The 22,703-nt window shown below is 63.9% G+C and carries 17 protein-coding genes and 2 pseudogenes; 13 read left to right on the top strand and 6 right to left on the bottom strand.

Annotated features, from left to right (window positions below; translation table 11 throughout):
• Nucleotides 1-60: 60 nt before the first annotated feature.
• Nucleotides 61-756 carry a DUF3141 domain-containing protein gene (locus IE243_RS19495; RefSeq protein WP_308432087.1) on the top strand — a complete coding sequence of 232 codons (696 nt, stop codon included), beginning with the start codon at nucleotides 61-63 and terminating at the stop codon, nucleotides 754-756.
• Nucleotides 757-930: 174 nt separating this feature from the next.
• On the opposite strand, the gene IE243_RS19490 is transcribed toward IE243_RS19495, so the two are convergent.
• Nucleotides 931-2,238, bottom strand: coding sequence for a type II restriction enzyme NmeDI-related protein (locus IE243_RS19490; protein WP_051443750.1), 1,308 nt, complete (start codon nucleotides 2,236-2,238; stop codon nucleotides 931-933).
• 343 nt (nucleotides 2,239-2,581) lie between these two features.
• Between IE243_RS19490 and IE243_RS19485 the strand changes: the two genes are divergently transcribed.
• On the top strand, nucleotides 2,582-3,820 hold the full coding sequence (locus IE243_RS19485) for an MFS transporter (protein WP_034462658.1): 1,239 nt from the start codon (nucleotides 2,582-2,584) through the stop codon (nucleotides 3,818-3,820).
• Between the two features lie 61 nt (nucleotides 3,821-3,881).
• On the opposite strand, the gene IE243_RS19480 is transcribed toward IE243_RS19485, so the two are convergent.
• From IE243_RS19480 to ftsH, 4 genes are all read right to left on the bottom strand, one after another.
• The gene (locus IE243_RS19480; RefSeq protein WP_034462657.1) at nucleotides 3,882-5,009 is read right to left on the bottom strand and encodes an ABC transporter permease; all 1,128 of its coding nucleotides are present in this window, start codon (nucleotides 5,007-5,009) and stop codon (nucleotides 3,882-3,884) included.
• Nucleotides 5,010-5,011: 2 nt separating this feature from the next.
• The gene (gene rbbA / locus IE243_RS19475) at nucleotides 5,012-7,780 is read right to left on the bottom strand and encodes a ribosome-associated ATPase/putative transporter RbbA (RefSeq protein WP_191321017.1); all 2,769 of its coding nucleotides are present in this window, start codon (nucleotides 7,778-7,780) and stop codon (nucleotides 5,012-5,014) included.
• On the bottom strand, nucleotides 7,770-8,756 hold the full coding sequence (locus IE243_RS19470) for an HlyD family secretion protein (RefSeq protein ID WP_191321016.1): 987 nt from the start codon (nucleotides 8,754-8,756) through the stop codon (nucleotides 7,770-7,772). Before IE243_RS19470 ends, rbbA begins: the two co-directional genes overlap by 11 nt.
• A 61-nt stretch (nucleotides 8,757-8,817) precedes the next feature.
• A complete protein-coding gene (gene ftsH, locus IE243_RS19465) occupies nucleotides 8,818-10,701 on the bottom strand; it encodes an ATP-dependent zinc metalloprotease FtsH (RefSeq protein WP_244643266.1) in 1,884 nt (627 codons plus the stop codon).
• Nucleotides 10,702-10,898: 197 nt separating this feature from the next.
• Here ftsH and IE243_RS19460 point away from each other — a divergent pair, with 197 nt between their 5' ends.
• From IE243_RS19460 to IE243_RS19430, 7 genes are read left to right on the top strand one after another with little or no spacing between them, the layout of a single operon-like run.
• Complete coding sequence (locus IE243_RS19460; RefSeq protein ID WP_191321015.1) at nucleotides 10,899-11,063, top strand: hypothetical protein; 165 nt, start codon at nucleotides 10,899-10,901, stop codon at nucleotides 11,061-11,063.
• A gap of 45 nt (nucleotides 11,064-11,108) precedes the next feature.
• On the top strand, nucleotides 11,109-12,143 hold the full coding sequence (locus IE243_RS19455; protein WP_244643265.1) for a ribose-phosphate pyrophosphokinase: 1,035 nt from the start codon (nucleotides 11,109-11,111) through the stop codon (nucleotides 12,141-12,143).
• A gap of 48 nt (nucleotides 12,144-12,191) precedes the next feature.
• Complete coding sequence (locus tag IE243_RS19450) at nucleotides 12,192-14,561, top strand: phosphoketolase family protein (protein WP_191321014.1); 2,370 nt, start codon at nucleotides 12,192-12,194, stop codon at nucleotides 14,559-14,561.
• An 8-nt stretch (nucleotides 14,562-14,569) separates the two neighbouring features.
• Nucleotides 14,570-15,928, top strand: coding sequence for an MBL fold metallo-hydrolase RNA specificity domain-containing protein (locus IE243_RS19445; protein WP_191321013.1), 1,359 nt, complete (start codon nucleotides 14,570-14,572; stop codon nucleotides 15,926-15,928).
• The gene (locus IE243_RS19440; protein ID WP_210319918.1) at nucleotides 15,925-17,451 is read left to right on the top strand and encodes a thymidine phosphorylase family protein; all 1,527 of its coding nucleotides are present in this window, start codon (nucleotides 15,925-15,927) and stop codon (nucleotides 17,449-17,451) included. The genes IE243_RS19445 and IE243_RS19440 overlap by 4 nt, the downstream gene beginning before the upstream one ends.
• 20 nt (nucleotides 17,452-17,471) lie before the next feature.
• Nucleotides 17,472-17,972, top strand: a complete 501-nt coding sequence (locus IE243_RS19435) for a cytochrome b (protein ID WP_191321012.1) — start codon at nucleotides 17,472-17,474, stop codon at nucleotides 17,970-17,972.
• Between the two features lie 43 nt (nucleotides 17,973-18,015).
• The gene (locus IE243_RS19430; RefSeq protein WP_191321011.1) at nucleotides 18,016-19,269 is read left to right on the top strand and encodes an MgtC/SapB family protein; all 1,254 of its coding nucleotides are present in this window, start codon (nucleotides 18,016-18,018) and stop codon (nucleotides 19,267-19,269) included.
• An 82-nt stretch (nucleotides 19,270-19,351) separates the two neighbouring features.
• On the opposite strand, the gene mntR is transcribed toward IE243_RS19430, so the two are convergent.
• Entirely contained in the window at nucleotides 19,352-19,843 is a 492-nt protein-coding gene (gene mntR, locus IE243_RS19425; RefSeq protein ID WP_244643267.1) for a manganese-binding transcriptional regulator MntR, read from the bottom strand.
• 152 nt (nucleotides 19,844-19,995) lie between these two features.
• On the opposite strand from mntR, the gene IE243_RS19420 reads away from it, so the two are divergent.
• From IE243_RS19420 to IE243_RS23595, 4 genes and pseudogenes are all read left to right on the top strand, one after another.
• Entirely contained in the window at nucleotides 19,996-21,306 is a 1,311-nt protein-coding gene (locus tag IE243_RS19420; protein ID WP_191321009.1) for an Nramp family divalent metal transporter, read from the top strand.
• Nucleotides 21,307-21,519: 213 nt separating this feature from the next.
• Entirely contained in the window at nucleotides 21,520-21,981 is a 462-nt protein-coding gene (locus IE243_RS19415; RefSeq protein WP_191321008.1) for a hypothetical protein, read from the top strand.
• A 117-nt stretch (nucleotides 21,982-22,098) separates the two neighbouring features.
• A pseudogene (locus IE243_RS23600) lies at nucleotides 22,099-22,419 on the top strand (multicopper oxidase domain-containing protein); the annotation flags it as partial.
• Between the two features lie 77 nt (nucleotides 22,420-22,496).
• Nucleotides 22,497-22,703 (top strand): annotated as a pseudogene (locus IE243_RS23595) (copper oxidase); the annotation flags it as partial.

Genomic DNA, 22,703 nt, shown 5'->3' with positions numbered 1-22,703 from the left:
AGTCAGAAGTGGCTCACTTCTCGATGGAAAAACCGGCTCAGTTCTGGGTGAAAAACAACAATCTTTGCCTCCTACGGCGACAACATCACGCCGCCCCATCAGGCTCTGGCCTGGCTTAAGGCCGTCTACAAGACCACAGATGCTTTGAAGGAGGCAGGCCAGAGAATTGTCTTCATGACCGATCCCCGCGTGGGGCATCTAGGTATCTTCGTTTCAGCGTCGGTCGCGCGTTTGGAACACCGCGCCATCCTGGAGAGCCTCGATGACGTCGTGAACCTTCCGCCCGGCCTCTACGAGATGAAGATCTCCAACCCGACCAACGATCCTGACTGTCGCAAACCGCAATACAGCGTTTCCTTCGAAGAGCGGCGCGTCGAAGACTTGGCCTTCGACAATCCGCGGAAAGCCTTTGAACGCGTGCGACAATTGTCGCAGGCGAACGAGACGCTCTACAGCAACTTCGTCAGCCCGTGGGTTCAGGCCATGACCACGCCGTGGTCGGCCGAGGTGCTGCGATGGCTTCATCCGATGCGGACCAGCCGTTATATGCTCTCCGAAAAGTTTTCACCGTGGATGCATGTGATCGCAAGGCTTGCCGACGAAGTTCGCGCGAAGCGGCTTCCCGCGGCCATGGACAATCCCATGCGTGCTGCGGAGCGTACCTTGAGCGAACAGATGCAAGCAGCCATCGAGATGGCCCGCGAGACGCGGGACAGCGCACAGGAGCGGGCTTTTCGTGGGCTCTACGACTACTAGGTCTTGGGTCCGGCAGTTCGATAAATCGGATCGATGTTGAATCGATGTGGCTCTGATGTCCCGCCTTTGCAGGTATGCTCATCGGACACGTCCTTTCGTAGGGTCGGGACCACCGCCAGCAAAGGGCGGCATTCCACAACAGCCTGGCCAGGACGACGCGCGACGGCTCTCGCGTCAGCGAAGCGGACTCGCTATGGCTCTGATTGCTTTGAGGTCTGACCCGAAGCGGGCGATCGCGTCTTTGTTCCTCTCAAGCTCGCCATAGGAGAGGTAGGCGAAATCCAGATCGGCGATCCGGCTGAACGCCGGCCGGCGGAGCTGGGCACGGACGTCTGCCTCACGCGCGTCCGGCGCGACCAGGAACAGACCTGCGGTCGCGTGCAGGTCGCCGCCCGACAATGCCAAGTCAAGCATGCGGACGATTCCCGAGTAGATCGATGTCGAGTGTTCGACCTCGAAGGCGGCCGCGACGCCTCCGCCTTTGGAGAGCCACAGCACGTCGATCAGCCGGATCGAGTCCGCGCCAGGCGAAGTTGCGATGGCATCGGGTAACCGCTCTAGGCACCCTTGGCCTAAGGGAACGCCCTGATGAAGCCGGCCGCGATCGTTGGCGGCGATCCACACGTCATGGCCAAGCGCAAGACCGAGATCGCGCAACCATGCCTGAATCTCCGCATGGGTGCGATCGGTCTCGCCCTGCGCTGCCACCGCCTTGTCGAGGCGGCTTGCCTCAGCGCGCGCCTGCTCCAGCTGGCCCAGCCAGTCGCGGGCGGCAGAGCCCTCTTGATCGAGCGGCGGGGCGGGGTAACGCCCCGAGCCGACGTCGAACAAGAATCCGCCGATCGCGCCTAGGTCATTGGATAGAAGGTCGCGGTAGCAGTCGTTGAGATCGAGGATACCGGCGCGCATCGCCAGGAAGTGGTCCCATGAACCGAGCTTTACCTTGGCGCCGCTCACGGCGTTGTAGCCGTTGACGATGGCAGTGTTGAACGGCGGGATCAGGGTCGGATGCAGGAAGTAGAGAAGATTGGCGGCGGCAGGTCCCAATCCCTTGATCTTGCGCTGATCGATCGCCCGGATGTGACCTATGACCTCCTCGGCGGTGTCGCAACATGAGCAGTTGTCGAGCAATCGTCCGAACGCGCGTTGGTTTTCTGGACTTTCGTAGATGTCGGGGATGCGCAGCTTCGGCTTCCACAGCCAGGCATGGTCCGCACCTTTGAATATCTGGCGTTGCTCGGCGATCGAATGAACTACCGTTTCGAGCGACGAACCTCGATAGGCGACGCCGAAACGACCTGCTTCGATTTCGGCGACCACCACCTGCAGACCGCGCCGTATCGAGCGGAAGTTCTTCAGTCGCTCGTCCCACAAGAACCACGAGCGGTAGGTTGCGCCTGGGTCATCGCGCCAGCGTCGGATCAGCTCGCGCAACAGGTCGGCGTGAGGTACGGGAACAGACGATAACAAGGCTTCGGACATGGTGTCGGACGCTCTTCCCCGGTCAGGCTAGCGCCAGACATCGATTCTTGTACCTAGCATGGCTGATCGTCGTCTGGAGCACGAACAAACGACGATGTCGGCTAAAAGCTTGATGCGGATTAAAGACTTCGTTGAATCCCAAGTCTAGCTCGAAGCTTCGGTCGCTCGTCAAGCCCTTGGCGCCCCGCTGGTCGGCTCGCGCGCGACGTCTCGTCGAAGGGCGTGGATGAAATGGTGTCGAACGCTTTGCAGCTCAATTGGCTGTTCGCCCACCTAGAAATTGCAAGAGCCGCGTCAGGCGCAGAGCGCGACCGGTGTTCTCATACAAGATCGGCTCTGTGCCATGGCTGCAACTGAACCGGAGAGCCTCGGTTGGCGCGGGCTTTCGGCGGTGCTGGTGGCAATGTTCGCGATCACGGTCGGCTATGGCGTCGCTCTGCCGATCTTGCCTTTCCTGATCGAGCAGATCGCCGGCGCGAGCACGCCACAGGCCTTGTCATGGCATACGGGGCTACTGACGGGCGCGTACATCATCGCGATCTTCATCGGCGCTCCGATCTGGGGACGGATTTCCGATCGGTGCGGGCGCAAGCCGATCATCCTGGTCGGCCTTCTGGGTTTCGCGGTGACCACCGGATTCTTTGCCGTCACGGAAAGTCTCCCGCTTCTCTATCTCGGCCGCTTTCTCGGCGGCTTATTCGCCGCCGCTATCACACCTGTCGCCTATGCGCTCATCGGCGACTATGCGCCGTCGAAAGAATGGCGCGCCCATCGCTTCGCGCTGATCAATATAGCGGGCACCGCCGGCTTCTTCATCGGGCCTCTGCTCGGTGGGCTGGCGATGCGTGTCGCTGGCAGAGTCTGGATTTTCTCACCCGATCGCTCTCTTGCGATGCCGCTGCTCTCGGCGACAGGGCTGGCCGTGATCGCAGCCGTGTCGGTGGTGATCCTGCTTCCCTCGGGCTCGCGCCGCGACAACGTCGATGTGACGCCCGACACCGCGCAGATCGAACGGCCCGCCATGCTGCGGCTCCTCGCGATCGCGCTGGTGACGGCCCTCGCAATTGGCGTCTTCGAAGTCGGACTGGCGCTGCGCGGCAAGGACCTTGGTCTCGACGCTGCGCATATCGGCATCATGTTTGCCGAGTGCAGCCTGGTGATGGCGGTCGTGCAAGCCTTGGTATTCTCGCCTCTCATCAAGCCAGAGTTCACGCGCTGGTTCATTGCGCCTGGTTTGGCGACGCTTGCCATCGGGCTGGTCGTCGTTTCGGTCGTTAACACGTCTGTTTTGATGTCGGTTGCAGTCGCACTGGTGGCAGCGAGCGCCGGCCTGCTGTCGCCGGTCGCCACCTACTGGTCTTCCTTTGGCATTCCGACAAGCCAGGGCGCACAGCTCGGTCGCATGACTGCCGCTGCCAGTCTCGGCCAGGCCCTGGGATCGGTCGCAGGCGGCGCGCTGTTCAATTTGCCGGTCCTGCCCGATGCGAGCTTTCTCCTCGCTGCATTGCTCATCCTGGCCACACTGTTGGCCTGCATACGTCTGCCCCGCCTTCTCATGCCGGAACCGACAGCAAGTCGCTAGCTGCCGTCGAGTCCCATGCGGACAAGCCTCGACCCGCGCGTCGCACCCTCGAGGCCGATCGTCACGACGGGCGCGCGAGCATAGCTTTGAAGCGGTAAAGAGCAACCGACACGAACCCCGCGCCGAGCCCTGCCATGACCAGAAGATCGCGCCAGACGACATCACCGCCAGCACCCCGGTAAAGTACCGCTTGAGCGAAGCGCACGAAATGCGTGGACGGCGAAAGGTCCATAATCAGCTGCAGGGCGCGCGGCATGCTCTCGAACGGCGTGAAGGAGCCGGACAGCAGGAACATGAGCACGAAGACCGGGATGGAGAGCAGCGCGAATTGCGGCATGGAGTTCGCGACGGTGGCGAGGAGGATGCCGAGCGACGTCACAGCGAAGAGATAGATGGCCGTTCCGGCAAGAAACAGCTCGATCGAGCCGACGATCTGTGTGCGCAGGACAACCTCGACCACGACGTGAAGCGAGAACGCGGCTGCCAGCAATATGACCAGCCCGTTTGCCCAGATCTTGCCGGCGATGATCTCACTGGCGCTCACCGGCATAACCAGAAGATGCTCGATTGTGCCATGCTCCCGTTCCCGCATCACCGCGGCGCCGACCAGAATGATGGCGAGGATGGTGACATTGTTGATGACGCCCATGCTGGCCGTGAAGCTGATGGCTTCGAGGTTCGGGTTGAACATCGCGCGGATCACCGGCTTGACCGGGGCGAGCGTCTCGACGGGGGCCTGCTTGAGGAAGCGTGTTGTCTCCTGCGCGACGATCTCCTGGATATAGGCGGTGCCGACGCCGGCCTGTGAGATGCTGGTGGCATCGACATTGACCTGAACGGTCGGGTTGCGTCCGGCGAGAAAATCGGCTTCCAGACCATGCGGAATGTCGAGAACGAACGTGAAAGCGCCCTTGTCCATCAAGCCGTCGAGGCTCGAGCGGTCGATCTCGACCGCCGGCCGAAAATAGGGAGGCCGCAGCGCGTCCTTGATCCGGCCCGAGAGGGTCGAGCGATCGCCGTCGATGACGGCCACCTTGGCGTCATTGACGTCGGTTCGCATCGCTGTCGCTTCGGAATAGACAGCGAAGGTGAAGACGTAGCCGATGAGCACCACCATCACGACATCGCGCGACAGACTGGCGAATTCCTTGACGCCGAGACGGAAGGCGTTTTCGATCCAGCGCCGCATCGCTACGCCCCCTGCTTGCGGATCAAGAGCCGCGCCAGCAGCAGGAATCCAAGCGCGAACGCCGCCAGCACCAGAAGCTCGCGGGCGAACGCTGGCGTGTCGAGGCCCTTGGCGAACACGCCGAGGCTGATGGTCTGGAACCAAAGCGGCGGGAAGGAGAGGCCCATGATGCGGCCCGGCCCCTCGAGCGAGGAGGCCGGGATCAGGAAGCCCGAATAATGCGCTGCGGTCATCGCCGTCAGGATCGCGGTGCCGAAGATCGCGGCGACCTGGGTCGAGACGAAGGCGGACACGAGAAGCCCGAATGCCGTCGCGGCGTAGACATAGACCAGGGCCGCGAGCGAGAGCGCCAGCAGCGAGCCCTTCGGCACGACGCCCAGCACGCCACCGGCGAAAGCCAGCAGGCTGAGATAGCTCAGGACGCCGATCACAACATAAGGGAGCTGCTTGCCGAGCAGATACTCGCCGACCGTCGCCGGCGACGCATAGACATTCGCGATCGACCCCATCTCCTTCTCCCGCACGACCCCGAGGGCGGTCAGCATCGCCGGGAAGATGATGAGCAGCAGCATGATCGATCCCGGCGTGATCGCGAAGACGGAACGGAAATCCTGATTGTAACGAAAGCGCGGCTCCACCCGCAGCGTCTCGGCTGGCAGTCCGTTGCCGCGATTGGCGGCGCGCGCCAGCTCGCCAGCGTAGGTCTGAAGCGTTCCAAGAATGTAGGCGCGCGCGGTCTCGGCGGGGAAGGTATTGCCGCCGTCGAGCCAGAAGCCGACCTCGGGCCTGTGGCCCTGCAAAAGGTCGCGGCCGAAGCCGGGTGGGACGTCGATGGCGAATTTCAGCTCGCCGGCGCGCAGTCGCCGGTCGATCTCGACATCGTCGTTCAGACGTGCCTGCTCGACGAAGTACCGCGAGTTCGAGAACTGGTCGAGAAACGCCCGGCTTTCCAAAGATTGGTCACGGTCGAGCGCCGCGTAACGCAAACCTTCGATATCAAACGATATCCCGTAGCCGAACGCCGCCATCAGCAGCAGCGGACCGATCAGCGCGAAGGCCAGCCGGATGCGATCCCGGCTGAGCTCGAGCGCCTCCCGGCGTGCAAACGTCCAGATCCGCTTCATCGAAGCAAGGCGCGGCGTTTGCGCCACCTCGGCATTGCTATTCAGCCTCACTAAGGTCGGCTCGACCACGCCAACCGCTTCATCATTCACGGACGGCTCGCCAGCACCCGTACCCGCCGCATCTTCCAAATAGGCGACGAAGGCATCCTCCAGGCTTGCGGCCTCACGTGCGGCCTGGAGCTCGCGTGGCGCGCCGACCGCCAGCACGCGGCCCGCATGCATGAGAGAGACGCGGTCGCAGCGCTCGGCCTCGTTCATGAAATGCGTCGAGATGAAGATCGTCACCCCGTCGCGGCGCGACATCTCGAGCAGAAGGCTCCAGAAGCGGTCGCGAGCCGCCGGATCGACGCCCGAGGTGGGCTCGTCCAGGATCAGGACGTCCGGCCGGTGCAGGCATGCCGCCGCCAGTTGAAGGCGTTGGCGCATGCCCAAGGGCAAGGCGTCCGGCAGCGTCTCGGCGACCTTGCCGAGCTCGAAGCGTGACAAGGCCTCATCCACCCGCTCACGCAGCACCTTGCCGCCGATGCCGCACAGTCGTCCGTGCAGCTCGAGATTGCCGCGCACGGTCAGCTCTTCGTAAAGCGAAAAAGATTGCGAGACGTAGCCGATCCGCGTCCTCGTCGAGATGTCGCGCGCATCGACCGCCTTGCCCAGGAGCTCGGCATGACCTTCGGTCGCCGGAAGCAGCCCGGTCAACATCTTCATCGTCGTCGTCTTGCCGCAGCCATTGGAGCCGAGGAAGCCGAAGACCTCGCCGCGCTCGATGCGAAAGCTGACATGATCGACCGCGGTGAAATCGCCAAAGCGCATGGTCAGGCCTTCGGCCACGATGGCCGGCGGTCCGCCGTCGGGTTCGAGATGCGGCACGGACGGCGCCGCGCGCGCCCCGCGCCGTTCCGGACGCTGTAGCTCGATATAGGCCTGTTCGAGAGTGGTGGCGCCGGCGCGCGCAAGCAGTTCTGCCTGGCTCCCGTCCGCAATGATCGCGCCATCGTCGATTGCCACGATGCGATCAAAGGCGCCAGCCTCCTCCATGTACGCGGTCGCCACGATCACCGTCATGGTCGGCCTCTCGGCCTGGATACGTCCGATCAACGTCCAGAACTGGCGGCGGGACAACGGGTCGATGCCGGTCGTCGGTTCGTCCAGAATGAGGAGATCGGGATCATGAACCAGCGCGCAACACAGCCCGAGCTTCTGCTTCATCCCGCCGGAGAGCTTTCCCGCCGGGCGATCGGCGAACGGAAACAGCCCGGTGACCCGCATGAGCTCGTCGATGCGCCGACGCCGACTATCGTCCGGCTGGCTGTACAGCCGGGCGAAGAAGTCGATGTTCTCGTAGACCGACAAGGTCGGGTAGAGATTGCGTCCGAGCCCTTGCGGCATATAGGCGATGCGGGGCGCGGCCTCGCGGCGGTGCGCCGCCGAAGCCATGTCGCCGCCCAGCACATTGACCGAACCGCGCTGAATGCGGCGAACCCCCGCGATCAAGCCGAGCAAGGTCGACTTGCCGACCCCGTCCGGCCCGACGATGGCGAGCTTGCACCCTCGCGGAATGGTCAGAGCCAGACTGCGAAGAGCGATCACCTTTCCATAGGCATGTTGGACGCCCGACAGGCTGACGGCTGTGGCGGGCTCAGCCTCCATCGGGCAGCCTCGGCGCAAGTTCGGTTGGCCAAAGCGCGTCTGGGGTCACCGGAACATAGGCGTTGCCGGTCATCCCCGCCTTGACATAGCCCCGCTCGGAGGCGACCAGCGCCGGGTCGAGATGCAGCTTGACGCGATACATCAGCTTCTCGCGCTCATTCGCCGTCTCGACGAATTTCGGTGTGAACTGCGCGTCGGCCGAAACGAACGACACGATCGCCGGCAAGATGTAGCCGCCCGGGCCGTCCAGCAGGAGGCGCGCCTGCGCGCCAACCGCCACACGACCGGCCGAGGCCGTCGGAAGATAGATCGTCATATGGGCGTCCGAGAGGTCGAAGACCGTCAATATGCGCCCCCCGGCGCCGACGACCTCGCCGGTTCGGGCGAGACGGTACTCGACGCGACCGGATACCGGGGCCTTCAACGCCATGTCGGCAATGGCGGCTTCGATCTGGCTGACCTGCGCCTCGGCAACCTCCACCGAGGCCTTGGCGTCCTCGACGGCGGCTTTAGCGGTCTGCAGAGACGCTCTTGAAATGTCGCGTTGCGCCGTGCGGCGATCGAGCTCGGCCTGGGTCGAAGTGTTCGTTCGCATGAGGTCGACGACACGCTGGAGTTCGATTTGCGCAAGATTGAGTTCAGCCTCGCGCAGGGCAACACTCGCTTGCGCGCTGGCGACGCTCTGATGGCTGCGATGGACGGCGGCGCGCGCGGCCGTCAACTGGGCCTGGATCTCGCTCGTATCGAGCCGGGCAAGCACGTCGCCCTTGTTGACGTTCGCGCCCTCGTTGACCAGGACTTCAGCCAGTCGCCCGGCATATTTGCTGGTGATGTCGACCCGCTCGACCTCGATCCTTCCATTCACTCGGGCCAGGCCTGCCGGAACCCGGTTCTGCGTACCGAGCCAATAGACATAGCCGCCGCCCGCGGCGGTTGCGACCAAGACGGCGATGACGACAAGAGGCGATCTGCGCACTTTATGGTCCCTTGAACAGCATGCGCCGGCTCGGCAGGGAGCCGACAGCGTTTGATCCGCATCATTCGACGAGAGCGAGCCCCGGCCGGCCCGACGCCTCGCGCGATAGACCGGCGGTCAGCTTGGCCAGCTCATCAGGCCCCAGCGTTTCGCGCGCGAGGAGTTCGCGCGCGCTGCTATCCAGCACGGAACGGTTGCGCTCGAGGATCGCGCGTGCCTTCTGGAAGGCGCGGTCGATCAGGTCTTTCACCATGTGATCGATGGCCTCGGCCGTCTCATCACTATAGGTGCGCGGCCGCCAGACCGGGGTCTGTCCGACGAGGAAGCTGCCGGTCTCCGGTTCGTAAGCGACCTGTCCCAGCTCCTTCGACATGCCCAACCGGACCACCATGTTGCGTGCGATGTCCGTCGCCTTGACGAGATCGTCCGCCGCGCCTGTCGAAATCTCCTCGAACACCAGGCTTTCGGCGGCCCGACCGCCAAGCAGCACCGCCATGCGATCTTGCAGTTCGGATTGGCTCATCAGGAAGCGATCCTCGGTCGGCCGCTGGAGCGTGTAGCCGAGCGCAGCAATGCCGCGCGGGATGATCGAGACCTTCTGCACCACGTCGGTCTGGGGAAGCGCCATGGCGACGAGCGCATGCCCCATCTCGTGATGGGCGACGATCTGGCGCTCGCGTGGAATGAGAATCCGGCTTTTCTTCTCCAGGCCGGCGACGATGCGTTCCACGGCCTGCGTGAAATCGTCGAGCACGGTGGCGCTCGCGCCGCGGCGCGTGGCCACAAGCGCGGCCTCGTTGACCAGATTGGCGAGATCGGCGCCGGTGAAGCCGGGCGTGAGCGCCGCGACCGCCGCGACGTCGAGTTCGGGCGCCACGCTGATCTTCTTCAGATGCACGTTCAGTATGTCGATCCGGCCCTGACGATCGGGGCGGTCGACCAGAACCTGGCGATCGAAGCGACCTGCGCGCAGCAACGCGGGATCGAGAATCTCTGGCCGGTTCGTCGCGGCGAGAACGATAATGCCGACGCTCGGGTCGAAGCCATCCATCTCGGCGAGCAGCTGATTGAGCGTCTGCTCCTTCTCGTCATGTCCACCGCCCGGCATATCGACGCCGCGGGCGCGACCGAGCGCATCGAGTTCGTCGATGAAGACGATGGCCGGGGCCTGCGCGCGCGCCTGCTGGAACAGGTCGCGCACGCGCGAAGCGCCGACGCCGACGAACATCTCGACGAATTCGGAACCGGTAATCGAAAAGAAGCGAACCCCCGATTCCCCGGCGACGGCACGCGCCAGCAGCGTCTTGCCGGTTCCGGGCGGACCGACGAGAAGCAGGCCCTTGGGAATGCGCGCGCCGAGCCGGCCATAGGTTGCCGGGTCCTTTAGGAAGCCGACGACTTCGGCGAGCTCTTGCTTGGCTTCATCGACGCCCGCGACATCGGCGAAGGTCACCTTTACAGACCTCTCGCCATAGACTTTCGCCCGGCTGCGCCCGATGCCCATCAGGCCGCCATGCTGTCCGGCCATCATCGGCCGCAGCAAAAACATCCAGATCAACACGAACATCGCAGCCGGCATCAGCCAGGAGAGCAGGTTTTCGAAGAGGCCCGGCGCGGGTTTGCCCGAGAACGATATATTGCGCTTGGTCAGCAGGTCGGCGATCTGCGGATCGACGCGAGCCGTGGAGAAATGCTGGGGCGCGTCCTTCTCGACCGGCGACTTGTAAGCGCCGGTGATCTCCGTCGGTCCGACCACCAAGTCGGTGACGGCGTCCTTTTCGATCAGGCTCTGGAATTCGCTGTACGGAATGACCTTGATGTGGCCTTGACCGACAAGCAGATCCCGGATCAGCAGAACGGCGAAGAAGACGGCAATAAAGTACAGGATGTCGAACTTGAAGACCCGCTTTGTCGACGCTTTGTTCTCATTCTCCATCAGCTGCATTCCCGTACTTCTCGCGCGCGCGACGGCCAATGCGGTTCATGTCATCAGCCAGGTACGTCATGGATCGCCGCGTCTATTGAGCGTCAGGATCAACAAGGTTCTTTGCTAAAAGGCACTTGAAGCCTGCTTGGTCGCCAAAATGCGCGCCCGGGAGGGCCAGAACTTTAACTCAGATCAAGATTGAGTCCGGAAAGCTGTTGGCCGGTGCCCTTGAGTATGCCCTTTGCGCATGTCCGGAAATACCGTTCCAGCGCGCAGACCGGCTCGACACCAAGGGCAAGAACTTAATCTCGATTAAAGAATCGAGCTTCCGTGCAGGCTTTATCGGGGACCTGTCTTCGCCTTTGGGCAAGAAATCATGAGCTGACCGCGCGTCCGTCTGCACGCCGGAACGAGACTGCGAAAGAATGATGATGCCTCCTGCCCCAGCCCAGATGACTTCCGTCCCCGTCATCATTGCTCTCCCCGGCAATGAAGCATTTGCGCAAGCACTTGCGAACGCTGGCGCCGGCGAGCTGGGGGAGATCGAAACGCGCAACTTTCCGGATGGCGAGAGCTATGTGCGCCTCGCCGGCGACGTCGCAGCAAAATCGGTTCTTCTGGTCTCGACGCTCGCTCGCCCCGATGAAGGCTTTCTCCGGCTCATCTTTCTCGCTGACGCGGCCCGATCGCTCGGCGCCACCGCGGTGACGTTGATCGCTCCCTATCTGGCTTATATGCGGCAGGATCGGCGTTTCCGGCCGGGTGAGGCCATCACCTCGCGAACCTTCGCGCGCCTGATTTCGTCCAGCTTCGACCGGCTCGTCACCGTCGATCCGCACCTGCACCGCTATCCGGCGCTTTCCGCGCTCTACAAAATCCCGGCGCTGACGCTGCACGCGGCGCCGCTCCTGGCGGAGTGGATCGCCGCCTCGGTTGCCAGTCCGCTGATCATCGGTCCGGACGAGGAAAGCGAGCAATGGGTGTCTGCCATCGCCGCAAAGATCGGCGCGCCGCATGCGGTGCTGCGCAAGATCCGGCATGGCGACCGCGACGTCGAGATCGCGTTTCCCGACCTCTCTTCATGGAGCGGGCTGCAGCCCGTCCTGGTCGACGACATCGCCTCCTCCGGCAACACGCTCATCCAAGCGGCGCGCAAGCTGCCGCCGCTTGGATTCCCACGTCCCGACGTCGCTGTCGTGCACGGCATCTTCGCTGGGGATTCCTATACGCGTCTGGCGCCGCTCTGCGGCAGGATCGTGTCCACCGATTCGGTCAGTCACCCGACCAACGCGATCGGACTCTCGCAGCTGATCGCCGACGCGATCGCGGCTGCCGACGCGCCCGATCCCGAACTCGTCCGTCATCGACGCCCACCCGAGGCGGTCGACGACGTCGAACGCGCTGGTATCGATTCCTTCCCTGCGAGCGATCCTCCGCCCTGGACCGGCGGGGTCGGATGAACCGGCCAACAGCCGTGAAGCAAATCAATCCTTGAAGGCAGCAAACGCATGGCCGCGACGACGTCCTCAGCATTCGAACATTGGCGCGCCGGCTACGGCCCGATCACGCATACCGACGAGACCATCGAGCGCATTCGCTCACTCGCGCAGTCGCCAAAGCTGGACCCTGACGCGCTCTACCGCCTGCTCGCCGCCGCCGACCGGCTGGCGTCTGCCGCGATGTGGACGGTCGTTCACATGACCTATGCCAAGTGCGTCGACCTCTCCGGCGCGCCGCTGCCGGCCGAGGCTTTCAAGGCTGCTCCGGAAGGTCATACCGGCGGATCGCTAAACATGGTGCCGGCCTTTGTCGGCTATCTCACGGCGAACGCACTCTCGGCCACCACCCGCTCCTGGGTGATGGGCCAGGGCCATTGCGTCGCCGCGATCGAGGCGCTCAACGCGCTGACCGGCGATGTTTCGGATGCGCAGAAAGGGCGCTATGACCGCAGCGAGAAGGGGCTTTCCCAGCTTGCGGCCGACTTCTATTCCTACGCGATCGACGCCCAAGGCCGTCCGGCGGTGCCGATCGGCAGCCATGCCGGACCGAACACGGCCGGCGCCATCTCCGAGGGCGGGTATCTCGGCTTCGCCGAGGTCCAATATGTGCATGCCCCGCTACCGGGAGAAAGCCTGGTCGCCTTCTTGAGCGATGGCGCCTTCGAGGAGCAGCGCGGCTCTGACTGGACGCCGCGCTGGTGGCGGGCCGAGGACTGCGGTCTCGTCGTGCCGGTCATGATCCTCAACGGCCGAAGGATTGAGGAGCGGGCGCAGATTGCGCAGCAGGGCGGTGCGGCCTGGCTCGCCGATCATCTCAGGCTCAACGGCTTCGATCCGTTCGAGATCGACGGTCGCGATCCCGCGGCCTTCGTCTGGGCGATCCTGACGGCGGAGGAACGCCTTGGGCGCTTTTCCGCCGATCCCGATCGCGCCTATCCGACCCCCATGCCCTACGTCATCGCCGAGACCGTGAAGGGGTTCGGCTTCCCTGGCGCAGGCACCAATGCCGCGCACAACCTGCCTCTGGCAGCAAACCCTTCGCGAAACGAAGCTGCGCGCAGCGCCTTCAACGCCGCGGCGAAAGACCTGTTCGTCCCACCTGGCGACATCGAGGCGGCGGTCGCAGCCGTAGCGGTCCACGAGCGGCAGAACCGGCCAGCGGAGAGCCTTCACCCTCTGGCGGTCCGCCATCCGCCGGCGCCGGAACTCCCCGCCCCCCACTGGACGGAAGCCGGCTCACCGGCGGACTGCGCTATGCACGCGCTCGATCGCTGGTTTGTACGGCTCGTCGACGCCAATCCTGCTCTGCGCGTGCGTGTCGGCAACCCCGACGAGTTGAGCTCCAATCATATGGGCGCGACCCTCGAGCGCCTGCGCCATCGCGTCAATTCGCCGGAGACGGGCGTCGCCGAAGCACGCAACGGCAGCGTGATCACGGCGCTCAACGAGGAGGCGGTCGCCGCCGCGGCCCTTGCGAACAAAGGCGGGATCAACCTCATCGTCAGCTACGAAGCATTCGCGATGAAGATGCTGGGTGGCTTGCGTCAGGAGATTATCTTCGCGCGCCACCAACGCACCGTGGGCCAGAACCCAGGCTGGATTTCCGTGCCGCTCGTCGTCACCTCGCATACGTGGGAGAATTCCAAGAACGAGCAGTCGCATCAGGACCCGACCGTCGGCGAGGCTCTGCTCGGCGAGATGTCGGACACAGCGCGTGTGCTGTTTCCCGTTGACGCCAACAGCGCCGTCGCCACCATGGCTTCGGTGTTCGAAGGGCGCGGCCAGGTCGCCTGCGTGATCGTCTCCAAGCGCGACATGCCGCACCGCTTCGACGGCGCGGCCGCCGTCCGTTTTGTCGCCGACGGCGCTGCCCACATCGCAGGACAGGTTGACGGCGCCGAGTTGCAGATCGTTGCGATCGGGGCCTACCAGCTCGAAGAGGCGCTCAAGGCGGCGCACCGCCTGAAAGAGCATGGACGGCGGGTGGTGGTGACGGCGATCAGCGAGCCCGGTCGCTTCCGGATCCCGCGCGATCCGATCGAGGCGCGTTTTGTGGCGTCCGACGAGGAGCTCGTGCGCCTCTTCCCGGTCGATGTCCCGCGCCTGATCGTCTCGCACACACGGCCCGAGCCGATGCTCGGCCTGCTGCGACGGCTCGACAGCGGTCCGAAACACACTGTGGCCCGCGGCTATATCAGCCGGGGCGGCACGCTGGATACCGCGGGCCTGCTGTTCGCCAATCGCTGCAGTTGGGCGCATCTGATCGATGCCGCCGCACCTTTGGCCGGATGGTCGCGCAACGAATTCCTGACAGTCGCCGAACGCAATGCCATCGATGGGAAAGGCTCGCCCGCCGATCTCATCCCTCCTACCAAATGAAGGACGCCATGCTGACACTTACTTCCCTCGGCGGCGCAGGCACCGTCACCGGCTCGAAACATCTGCTCGCCAACGGCGACAAACGCATCCTGATCGACTGCGGACTGTTTCAGGGCCTCAAAAATCTGCGCGAGCTGAACTGGGAGCCGCTGCCGATCGACCCATCGAGCATCGACGCCGTTATCCTGACGCACGCCCATCTCGACCATTCTGGGTATCTTCCCAAGCTTGTGCGCGACGGCTTCAAAGGAACGATCTATTCGACGGGGGCGACCCGGGACGTCGCGGAGCTTATCCTCAAGGACAGTGGTCACCTGCAGGAAAAGGATGCGGAGTACGCCAACCGAAAGGGCTTTTCGAAGCACAAGCCGGCGCTCGCCCTCTACGGCATCCGTGACGCTGAGCGCAGCCTCGAATTCTTCTCGACCGTCCCCTTCGACAAACCGGTCAAGCTCTCGTTCGGCGCGACGCTGACTTTCCGCCATGCCGGTCACATCCTTGGGGCCGCCACCGCCGAGATCGAATGGGGCGGACGCCGTGTCGCCTTCTCCGGCGATCTCGGCCGCTATGACGATCCGGTTCTTCCCGATCCCGTGCCGGTGCCGGAGGCGGACTATGTGTTGGTCGAATCGACCTACGGCAACCGTGTGCACGATCCTGCCGATCCCACCGAAGCGCTCGGCGCCGTCGTCGAGCGAACGGTCGCGCGCGGCGGGACGGTCGTCGTTCCCGCCTTCGCCGTGGGCCGCGCGCAATCGCTCCTTTACCATCTCTGGAAGCTCAAAAGGGCTGGGCGCCTGGCGAAGGTGCCTGTCTATCTTGACAGTCCGATGGCAATCGACGCCACCGACCTCCTCCACGCCCATCGCGGGGACCACCGTCTGACGCCGGAGCAATGCAAGGAAGTCTGCGCGATTGCGACCTACACCCGCGACGTCGACGGCTCGAAGGGCATCACGGCAAGCCCCTACCCCAAGGTGGTGATCTCGGCGAGCGGCATGGCGACCGGCGGGCGCGTCCTCCACCACCTGAAGGCGTTCGCTCCACACGCCCGCAACACGATCCTGTTCTCCGGTTTCCAGGCAGCCGGCACCCGCGGCCGGGCCATGCTGCAAGGCGCGCAGGAGACCAAGATCCACGGCGAATGGATTCCGGTTCGCGCTGCGGTCGAGGAACTGTCGATGCTGTCAGCCCATGCCGATTCGAACGAGCTGATGCGATGGCTTTCGGGCTTCCGGCGACCGCCGTCACGTGTGTTCATCGTGCATGGTGAAGACGAAGGCGCGGAAGCCCTGCGCGTTCGCATCGACCGCGAGCTCAAGTGGAACGCCGTCGTTCCCCGTCAGAACCAGAAGTTCGATCTATGACGTCGACCGACATGGCCATTCCCGCTCAACCGACGCTGCGGGTGCGACGCATCCATCTGCACACCCAGCATCAGGCTGTCGTCGTCATGCGCACCGATTGCCACGTCTGCCGGTCGGAGGGACTGTCGGCGCGCTCGCAGGTGCTCGTGTCCAACGGGAATGGCGAGGTGCAGGCGACGCTGTTTCAGGTCGATGGTGACGGGCTCATCGCCATCGACGAGGTCGGCCTTTCCGAGGCCGCGTGGGAACGGCTTGGCCTGACCGACGGTGATGTGGTCCGGGTCAGCCATGCGCCAGCGATTGACTCCCTGGCGAGCGTGCGTCAGCGCATCTACGGCAATCGGCTCGACTCCCGAGCCTTTTCCGAGATCCTGCGCGACGTGGTCGCCGGCCGCTACACGGAGGTCCACCTTGCGGCCTTTCTGACCGCCAGTGCTGCCCTCCCCCTCGACGAGAACGAAACCGCCGACCTGACCGGCGCTATGGTGGACGTCGGCGAACGGATGCGCTGGGACGCGCCGATCGTGGTCGACAAGCATTGCGTCGGCGGCCTCCCCGGCAACAGGACAACGCCGATCGTGGTCGCGATCGTCGCGGCAAACGGCCTGCTCATGCCCAAGACCTCGTCACGTGCCATCACCTCTCCGGCCGGCACCGCCGACACGATGGAGACGCTGGCTCCGGTGGAACTCGACATCGCGACATTGAGGCGCGTCGTTGAACGTGAAGGCGGCTGTATCGCCTGGGGCGGCGCCGTGCATCTGAGCCCGGCCGACGATATCTTCGTGCGCGTCGAGCGCGAGCTCGATATCGACACCGAAGGCCAGCTGATCGCCTCCGTCCTGTCCAAGAAGATCGCAGCGGGGTCAACCCATGTCGTGATCGACATTCCGGTCGGCGCCACCGCGAAGGTGCGCGGCGAGGACGCGGCTGGCCGCCTTGCGCAGCGCCTGAGCGCGGTTGCGACACGCTTCGATCTTGCAACGACCTGCGTCCAGACCGACGGCGCCCAGCCTGTTGGGCGCGGCATCGGACCGGCTCTCGAGGCCCATGACGTGCTTGCCGTGCTGAACAACGCGCCGACGGCGCCCGACGATCTGCGTCGTCGCGCCGCCGCGCTGGCCGGAGCCGCGCTCGAGATCGGCGGCAAGGCGGAGAAGGGAGAGGGTGTCAATCTCGCGCTGGCTACCCTTGCGAGCGGCAGGGCCTGGTCGAAATTCGAGGCGATCTGCCAGGCGCAGGGCGGCCTTCGTGTGCCGCCGAAGGCGGCCTACGCCCATCCGTTGACGGCACCGCACGCCGGCCGCGTGGTTCATATCAACAACCGCAAGCTCTCCCGGCTCGCCAAGCTCGCGGGCGCGCCGGAAGCGAAGGCGGCGGGCGTTCACATGGAGGTCAGGCTCGGCGACGAGATCGACCGCGGCCAGCCGCTTCTCCATGTCCACGCCGAGACAACAGGCGAGCTCGCCTATGCGCTCGACTATGCCGCACGCTCAGGCGACATCGTTGAGGTCGAGGCTTGAGGACGCTGTTGCCCGGATGGATGCGCGGCGCGGATCGCCCGGACGGATTTCCTCTCGCGCATCGACTCATGCATTGGCTGGTGCTGGTCCTGTGTCTTGTCCAGGTGCCGACCGCCTGGGCAATACAGCGCACCCACATGGCGCACCTGTTCATGAAGCCGCGTCCCATCGACCTGTTTCTGCATCAGGTGCATGCCTGGAGCGGTTGGGCCATTCTTGGTCTCGCGCTGGCGCAGCTTCTGCTGCGCTTCACATACGGCCGTCCGGCGCCTGTTCCGGGCTTGTCGCCGTTGGAGCGCATGTCGGCCAAAGCCATGCACGCCGCCCTCTATGCCGTGCTGATCGCACTGCCGATCACCGGAACGATCGCCATGTATCTGACGTTTCGGATCGCCCCGGTTCACAGCGTCCTTAGCTGGACGCTACTCGTTCTTGTTCTCCTGCATGCCTGCGCCGCGCTTTGGCACCACTTCTGGCGCTGCGACGATGTCCTGTGGCGGATGATCCGCAAAGCGCGATGATGCACGTCTCCCATTATGGTCACCGGCCGTCGGGAGACTCGCGATGGAAATCTTGATCACGAAGTTCGGCCTCGCCCTGGCTATTGGTCTGCTCGTCGGCCTCGAGCGCGGCTGGCGCGAGCGCGACGCCCCGGACGGTGCCAGGACGGCCGGTATCCGTACCTATGCGATCACCGGCTTGCTGGGCGGCGTGTTCGCGGCGCTTTCCCGCAGTCTCGAGGCGCCTTCGGTGCTCATTGCGGGTCTGATCGCCTTCACGGCGGTCTTCGCGTGGTTCAAGAGCCGCGAAGCCACTCAGGATGCCGATTTCAGCGTGACCGGCGTTGTCGCGGCGCTGGGCGTGTTCGTGCTCGGAGCTCTGGCGGTTACGGGGGATCACCGCGCAGCTGCCGCCGGAGGAACCGCACTCGCCGTCCTGCTCGCCAGTCGCGATCTGCTGCATGGCCTTCTCAGGCGCATCTCCTGGATCGAGTTGCGCGCAGCGCTGGTGCTGGCGGTGATGACGGCGATCATTCTGCCGCTCCTCCCTGCGCAGGCGATCGATCCGTGGGGCGGCTTCAATCCGCAACAGATCTGGCTGTTCACAGTGCTGACGGCTGCCATCTCGTTCCTCGGCTATATTGCCGTCCGCCTGTTCGGAGCCACACGTGGAGTGCTAGTGGGCGGATTGGCGGGGGCAGTGGTGTCGTCGACGGCGGTCACGCTGGCGCTCGCGCGTACGGCAACAGCAGGCGGCAATCCCTGGCCGCTGGCCGGAGCCGCCACGCTCGCCGCGGCTGTCTCGGTGCTGCGTGTTGCCGGCATCGTCGCGATCGTCTCACCATCAGTGCTCGGCGTCGCAGGTCTTGCCATTCTTGCCGCGGTGCTGACTTTCGTAATGTGTGGCGGGGTGTTCCTGTCGCGCGGTGCAGTTCCAAGCGACGCCGGGCAAATGCCACGCAACCCGTTCGAATTGTGGGCACTGCTGGCCTTTGCGATTCTTTTTGCGGTGGTATCGACCATAAGTGCTGCAGTTTCGGTCGGGAACACCGGCGGCATGGTGGTCACGTCGGCGATCACCGGCACCTTCGATATCGACGTTGCCGTGCTGAGCGCATTACGGCTTCTCGGCGTCTCAGCCGATAGAGAGACCGTGGGGCACGCCGTGCTGATCGCGCTTGCAACCAATGCCGCCGGCCGGCTCATCGTCGCTGCAGCGACCGGGCCAGTGCGTTTCTGGCTTCCTCTCGCGCTCGCCTCCGTAGTGGCAGGTGCCGTCGGCTTTGCGGCCTTCGTTACGCTGCCGCATCTCGGCTAGTCCACGCCGTTGCCAACACCGGTCAATACAGAACGTCATACCGTCCCGCGGTCTGTGACCACTCTCGTCTCAGCCAGGAATGTCACGGCTTGCCGGTCGCACCGAGGCTGCGGCCGCCGGCAGCGCTTTTCTTCAGATAACGCTCGAATGCCGACAGCGTGACATCTGACACGTGGTGCTCAATGCCTTCGGCATCCGCTTCAGCGGACTCCTGCGGTACGCCGACCGCGATCAATAATTCTACGACGAGACGGTGCCTTCGCCGAACCCGGTCGGCCAGGGCAATTCCGGCTTCGGTCAGAAACACGCCCCGATAAGGACGCGATACAGCCAACCCCTCACGCCTCAGCCTAGCTATCGTCTTCGTGGCGGTGGGGTGCGTAACCCCGAGTATTCGGGCGATGTCGGTTGTTCTAGCCTCGCCGTGCTCTTTCAACAGGTCGGCGATCAGCTCGACGTAGTCCTCCAAGAGCGTCATCGATCGCGCCGCTCTGGCTTTCTCAAACCGCTCAGCCTGCCGTGGATCATCACGGTCCGATGAGTCACTCCGTCGTCGTATTTGTGCCGCGGTCACTGAGGTCGCTTTCTGATTGAGCGGATGGTCCAAGTCCGCAGCCATGTGAATCGCAGCGACATTATACGCCTCGCCCCGCCCGCCGTTAAAGTCGATTGACGAAAATGTAGCTTTGGCTATATTTCGAAGCAGAGGTAACGAAAGGCTTCGAAATGTCCTCTCTCCTCTCATTGCAGACCGTGACACAGCGCACCATTGCGGCCATCGAAGAGGCGCTGGCGGGTCGGCGTCGAGGGCCCACCACGGCCCTGCTATTTGCCGGTCCGGCTGTTGTCACATCGATCGCCTACATGGACCCCGGCAATTTTGCCACCAACATTCAAGCCGGTGCCAAATACGGCTACACGTTGCTGTGGGTTGTCCTGATGGCGAATCTCATCGCCATGCTGTTTCAGGCGCTTTCGGCCAAGCTCGGCATCGTGACCGGGCGCAATCTTGCGGAAATGTGCCGAGAATACTTTCCCGTCCCTATCGTGATCGCGATGTGGATCATAAGCGAAATCGCTGCCATGGCCACAGATCTTGCCGAGTTTCTCGGCGGGGCGCTCGGCCTGTCTCTTCTCGCCCACATGCCGCTCCTTGCGGGCATGCTGGTCACAGCGGTCGTGACTTATGGAATCCTGCTTTTCGAGAAGCACGGCTTCCGTCCGATGGAGTTGATCATAGGCAGCCTCGTTGCGGTCATTGGGCTGTGTTACCTCGTCGAAATGTTCATCGCGCCGGTTGACTGGACGGCGGCCTCATACAGTGCGCTATTGCCGCACATTCCGGATCGTGAGGCGCTGATCATCTCGGTCGGCATCATAGGCGCGACCGTCATGCCCCACGCTCTTTATCTTCACTCGGGATTGACCCAACAGCGCGCACCTGTGGCCGGTGAATCGGAGCGACGCAAGCTCTTGAAGTTTTCGAACATCGAGGTTGTGCTGGCGCTCGCCGCCGCGGGTCTCGTCAACATGGCCATGGTCATGATGGCATCCAGCGCCTTTCATAACGGACACAGCGATGTCGCCGAAATCGAAAGCGCGTATCATACTTTGACGCCGCTCTTGGGCTTTGCCGCCGCGGCGGTGTTCCTGGTGTCGCTGATCGCATCCGGGATCTCGAGTTCTGTCGTCGGCACAATGGCCGGTCAGATGATCATGCAAGGGTTTGTCCAATTTCGGATCCCGCTGTGGGCACGCCGCGTCGTGACGATGGTTCCGGCTTTTGTCGTCGTCGCGCTCGGGGTGAATGCCACGAACGCGCTCGTTGTCAGCCAGGTCATCTTGAGCATTGCGCTGCCGGTGCCGATGATCGCGCTGGTGATCTTCACGCGGCGCCCGGATATCATGGGTCCATACGTCAATACGCGGCTCATCGGAGCCATGGCGATTGTTGGAACTGTTATTGTGCTGCTTCTTAACGTGGTACTGCTGACGCAGATTTTCGGAGTAGGCGTCTCGGGCACTTCAGCCGGATGACATTGCCGTATCGATGTGCCCGCCAAAAGCCGCATACCTCGCGTGCAGGATCGGCGCGTGGCGTTTCCGACCGGCAGAATTATCTCAGGTCTTCCGATCTCGGCGTGTGGCGATGGTCGCGCCGACGTGAAAGATGCGGCCTGATCGACTTTTCGCCTGTTCGCGATGCCAGCACGTGGGGACGTTCCGTCTGCTTCGCTCTCCGGGCGGACGATGACAGCCCAGGCTCGCGCGTTGTTTCAACGATGTATTGATTCCGATCAAGTCGTTGCTCAAATCTGCTGCTATATGGGAGATATGAACCTGACGCACACGAAGCCGTCGCGGCGCTTGGCAGGGATGATGAGAACGGTGCTTGTCGCCGCCCTTACCTTCGCCTTGCTCGGTATGTCGATGGCCAGTGCAGACGTGACGTCCTGCGCGAGCGCAGTCCACTCGGTCGAACGCTCCGTACGCAATGATGTTGCAAGCGACGCTGCCGAGTTTCATTCGTCGACAAGCGCCGTCGGCAAGCCGAGCGGCGTGCATGCCGCCCGTTGTTGCACCTCCGTGTGCAGCCTTTGCACCGCTCCCGCTGCCACGGGATGGAACGAGAAGCCGCGGCCAGTACTCGCAAAGCACAGACTCGACCGCGGTGATCCGATCTTTGGCATCCTGATCGGGCAGCCGCACTAACCTCCTCGATGCTGATCGAGTTCGACCCGCCCCGACGCTTCGGGGCTCGGCGCGCGCCGTCTCGGTGCGCTCAATCAGCACGCCTGCCACCTGCAGGCACGATGAGGACTAACGACCATGAACAGACGCAGATTTCTTCACTCAGTGATGAGCGGCGCCGCGGCCCTTGGCGCCGCTACACTTGCCCGCCCCGCCCTCGGCTGGGCTCAGACGCCAGGCGCCCCTTCTCCCGTCAAGCTCGCTGCAGCCAGCCGCTCGATCGAGGTCAAAGGCCGCTCCGCACGCGTCTTCGGCCTTTTGCAGCCCAATGGCGTGCCCGGCCTGACGTTGGACGCCGAGGCCGTCTTCGACGTCGAGCTCTCGAACCAACTCGACCAGCCGACGCTGGTCCATTGGCATGGCCTCACACCGCCGTGGGAGTCCGACGGCGTGCCCGACAACCCGCAGCCCCTGCTCAAACCCGCAAGTAGCCATCGGTACACCTTCCCGGTCGGGGCGAGGGCGGCACGCACTGGATGCACGCGCACACGCTTCAGGAGCAGAACCTGCTTGCCGCGCCGCTCATCGTTCGCCGCGCCGCCGATCGGGCGCGCGACGAACAGGAGGTCGTCATCCTGCTGCATGATTTTTCCTTCACGCCGGTCGAGGAACTGCTCGCGCGGTTAGAGCGCTTTTCGACCGCCATGAATCGCACCGGATTCCCTTTGTGGCTGACTTCTGAT

The sequence above is a fragment of the Camelimonas fluminis genome, assembly GCF_014656355.1.
Classification (GTDB): domain Bacteria; phylum Pseudomonadota; class Alphaproteobacteria; order Rhizobiales; family Beijerinckiaceae; genus Camelimonas; species Camelimonas fluminis.
This window is presented reverse-complemented; position numbering and strand designations above follow the sequence as displayed.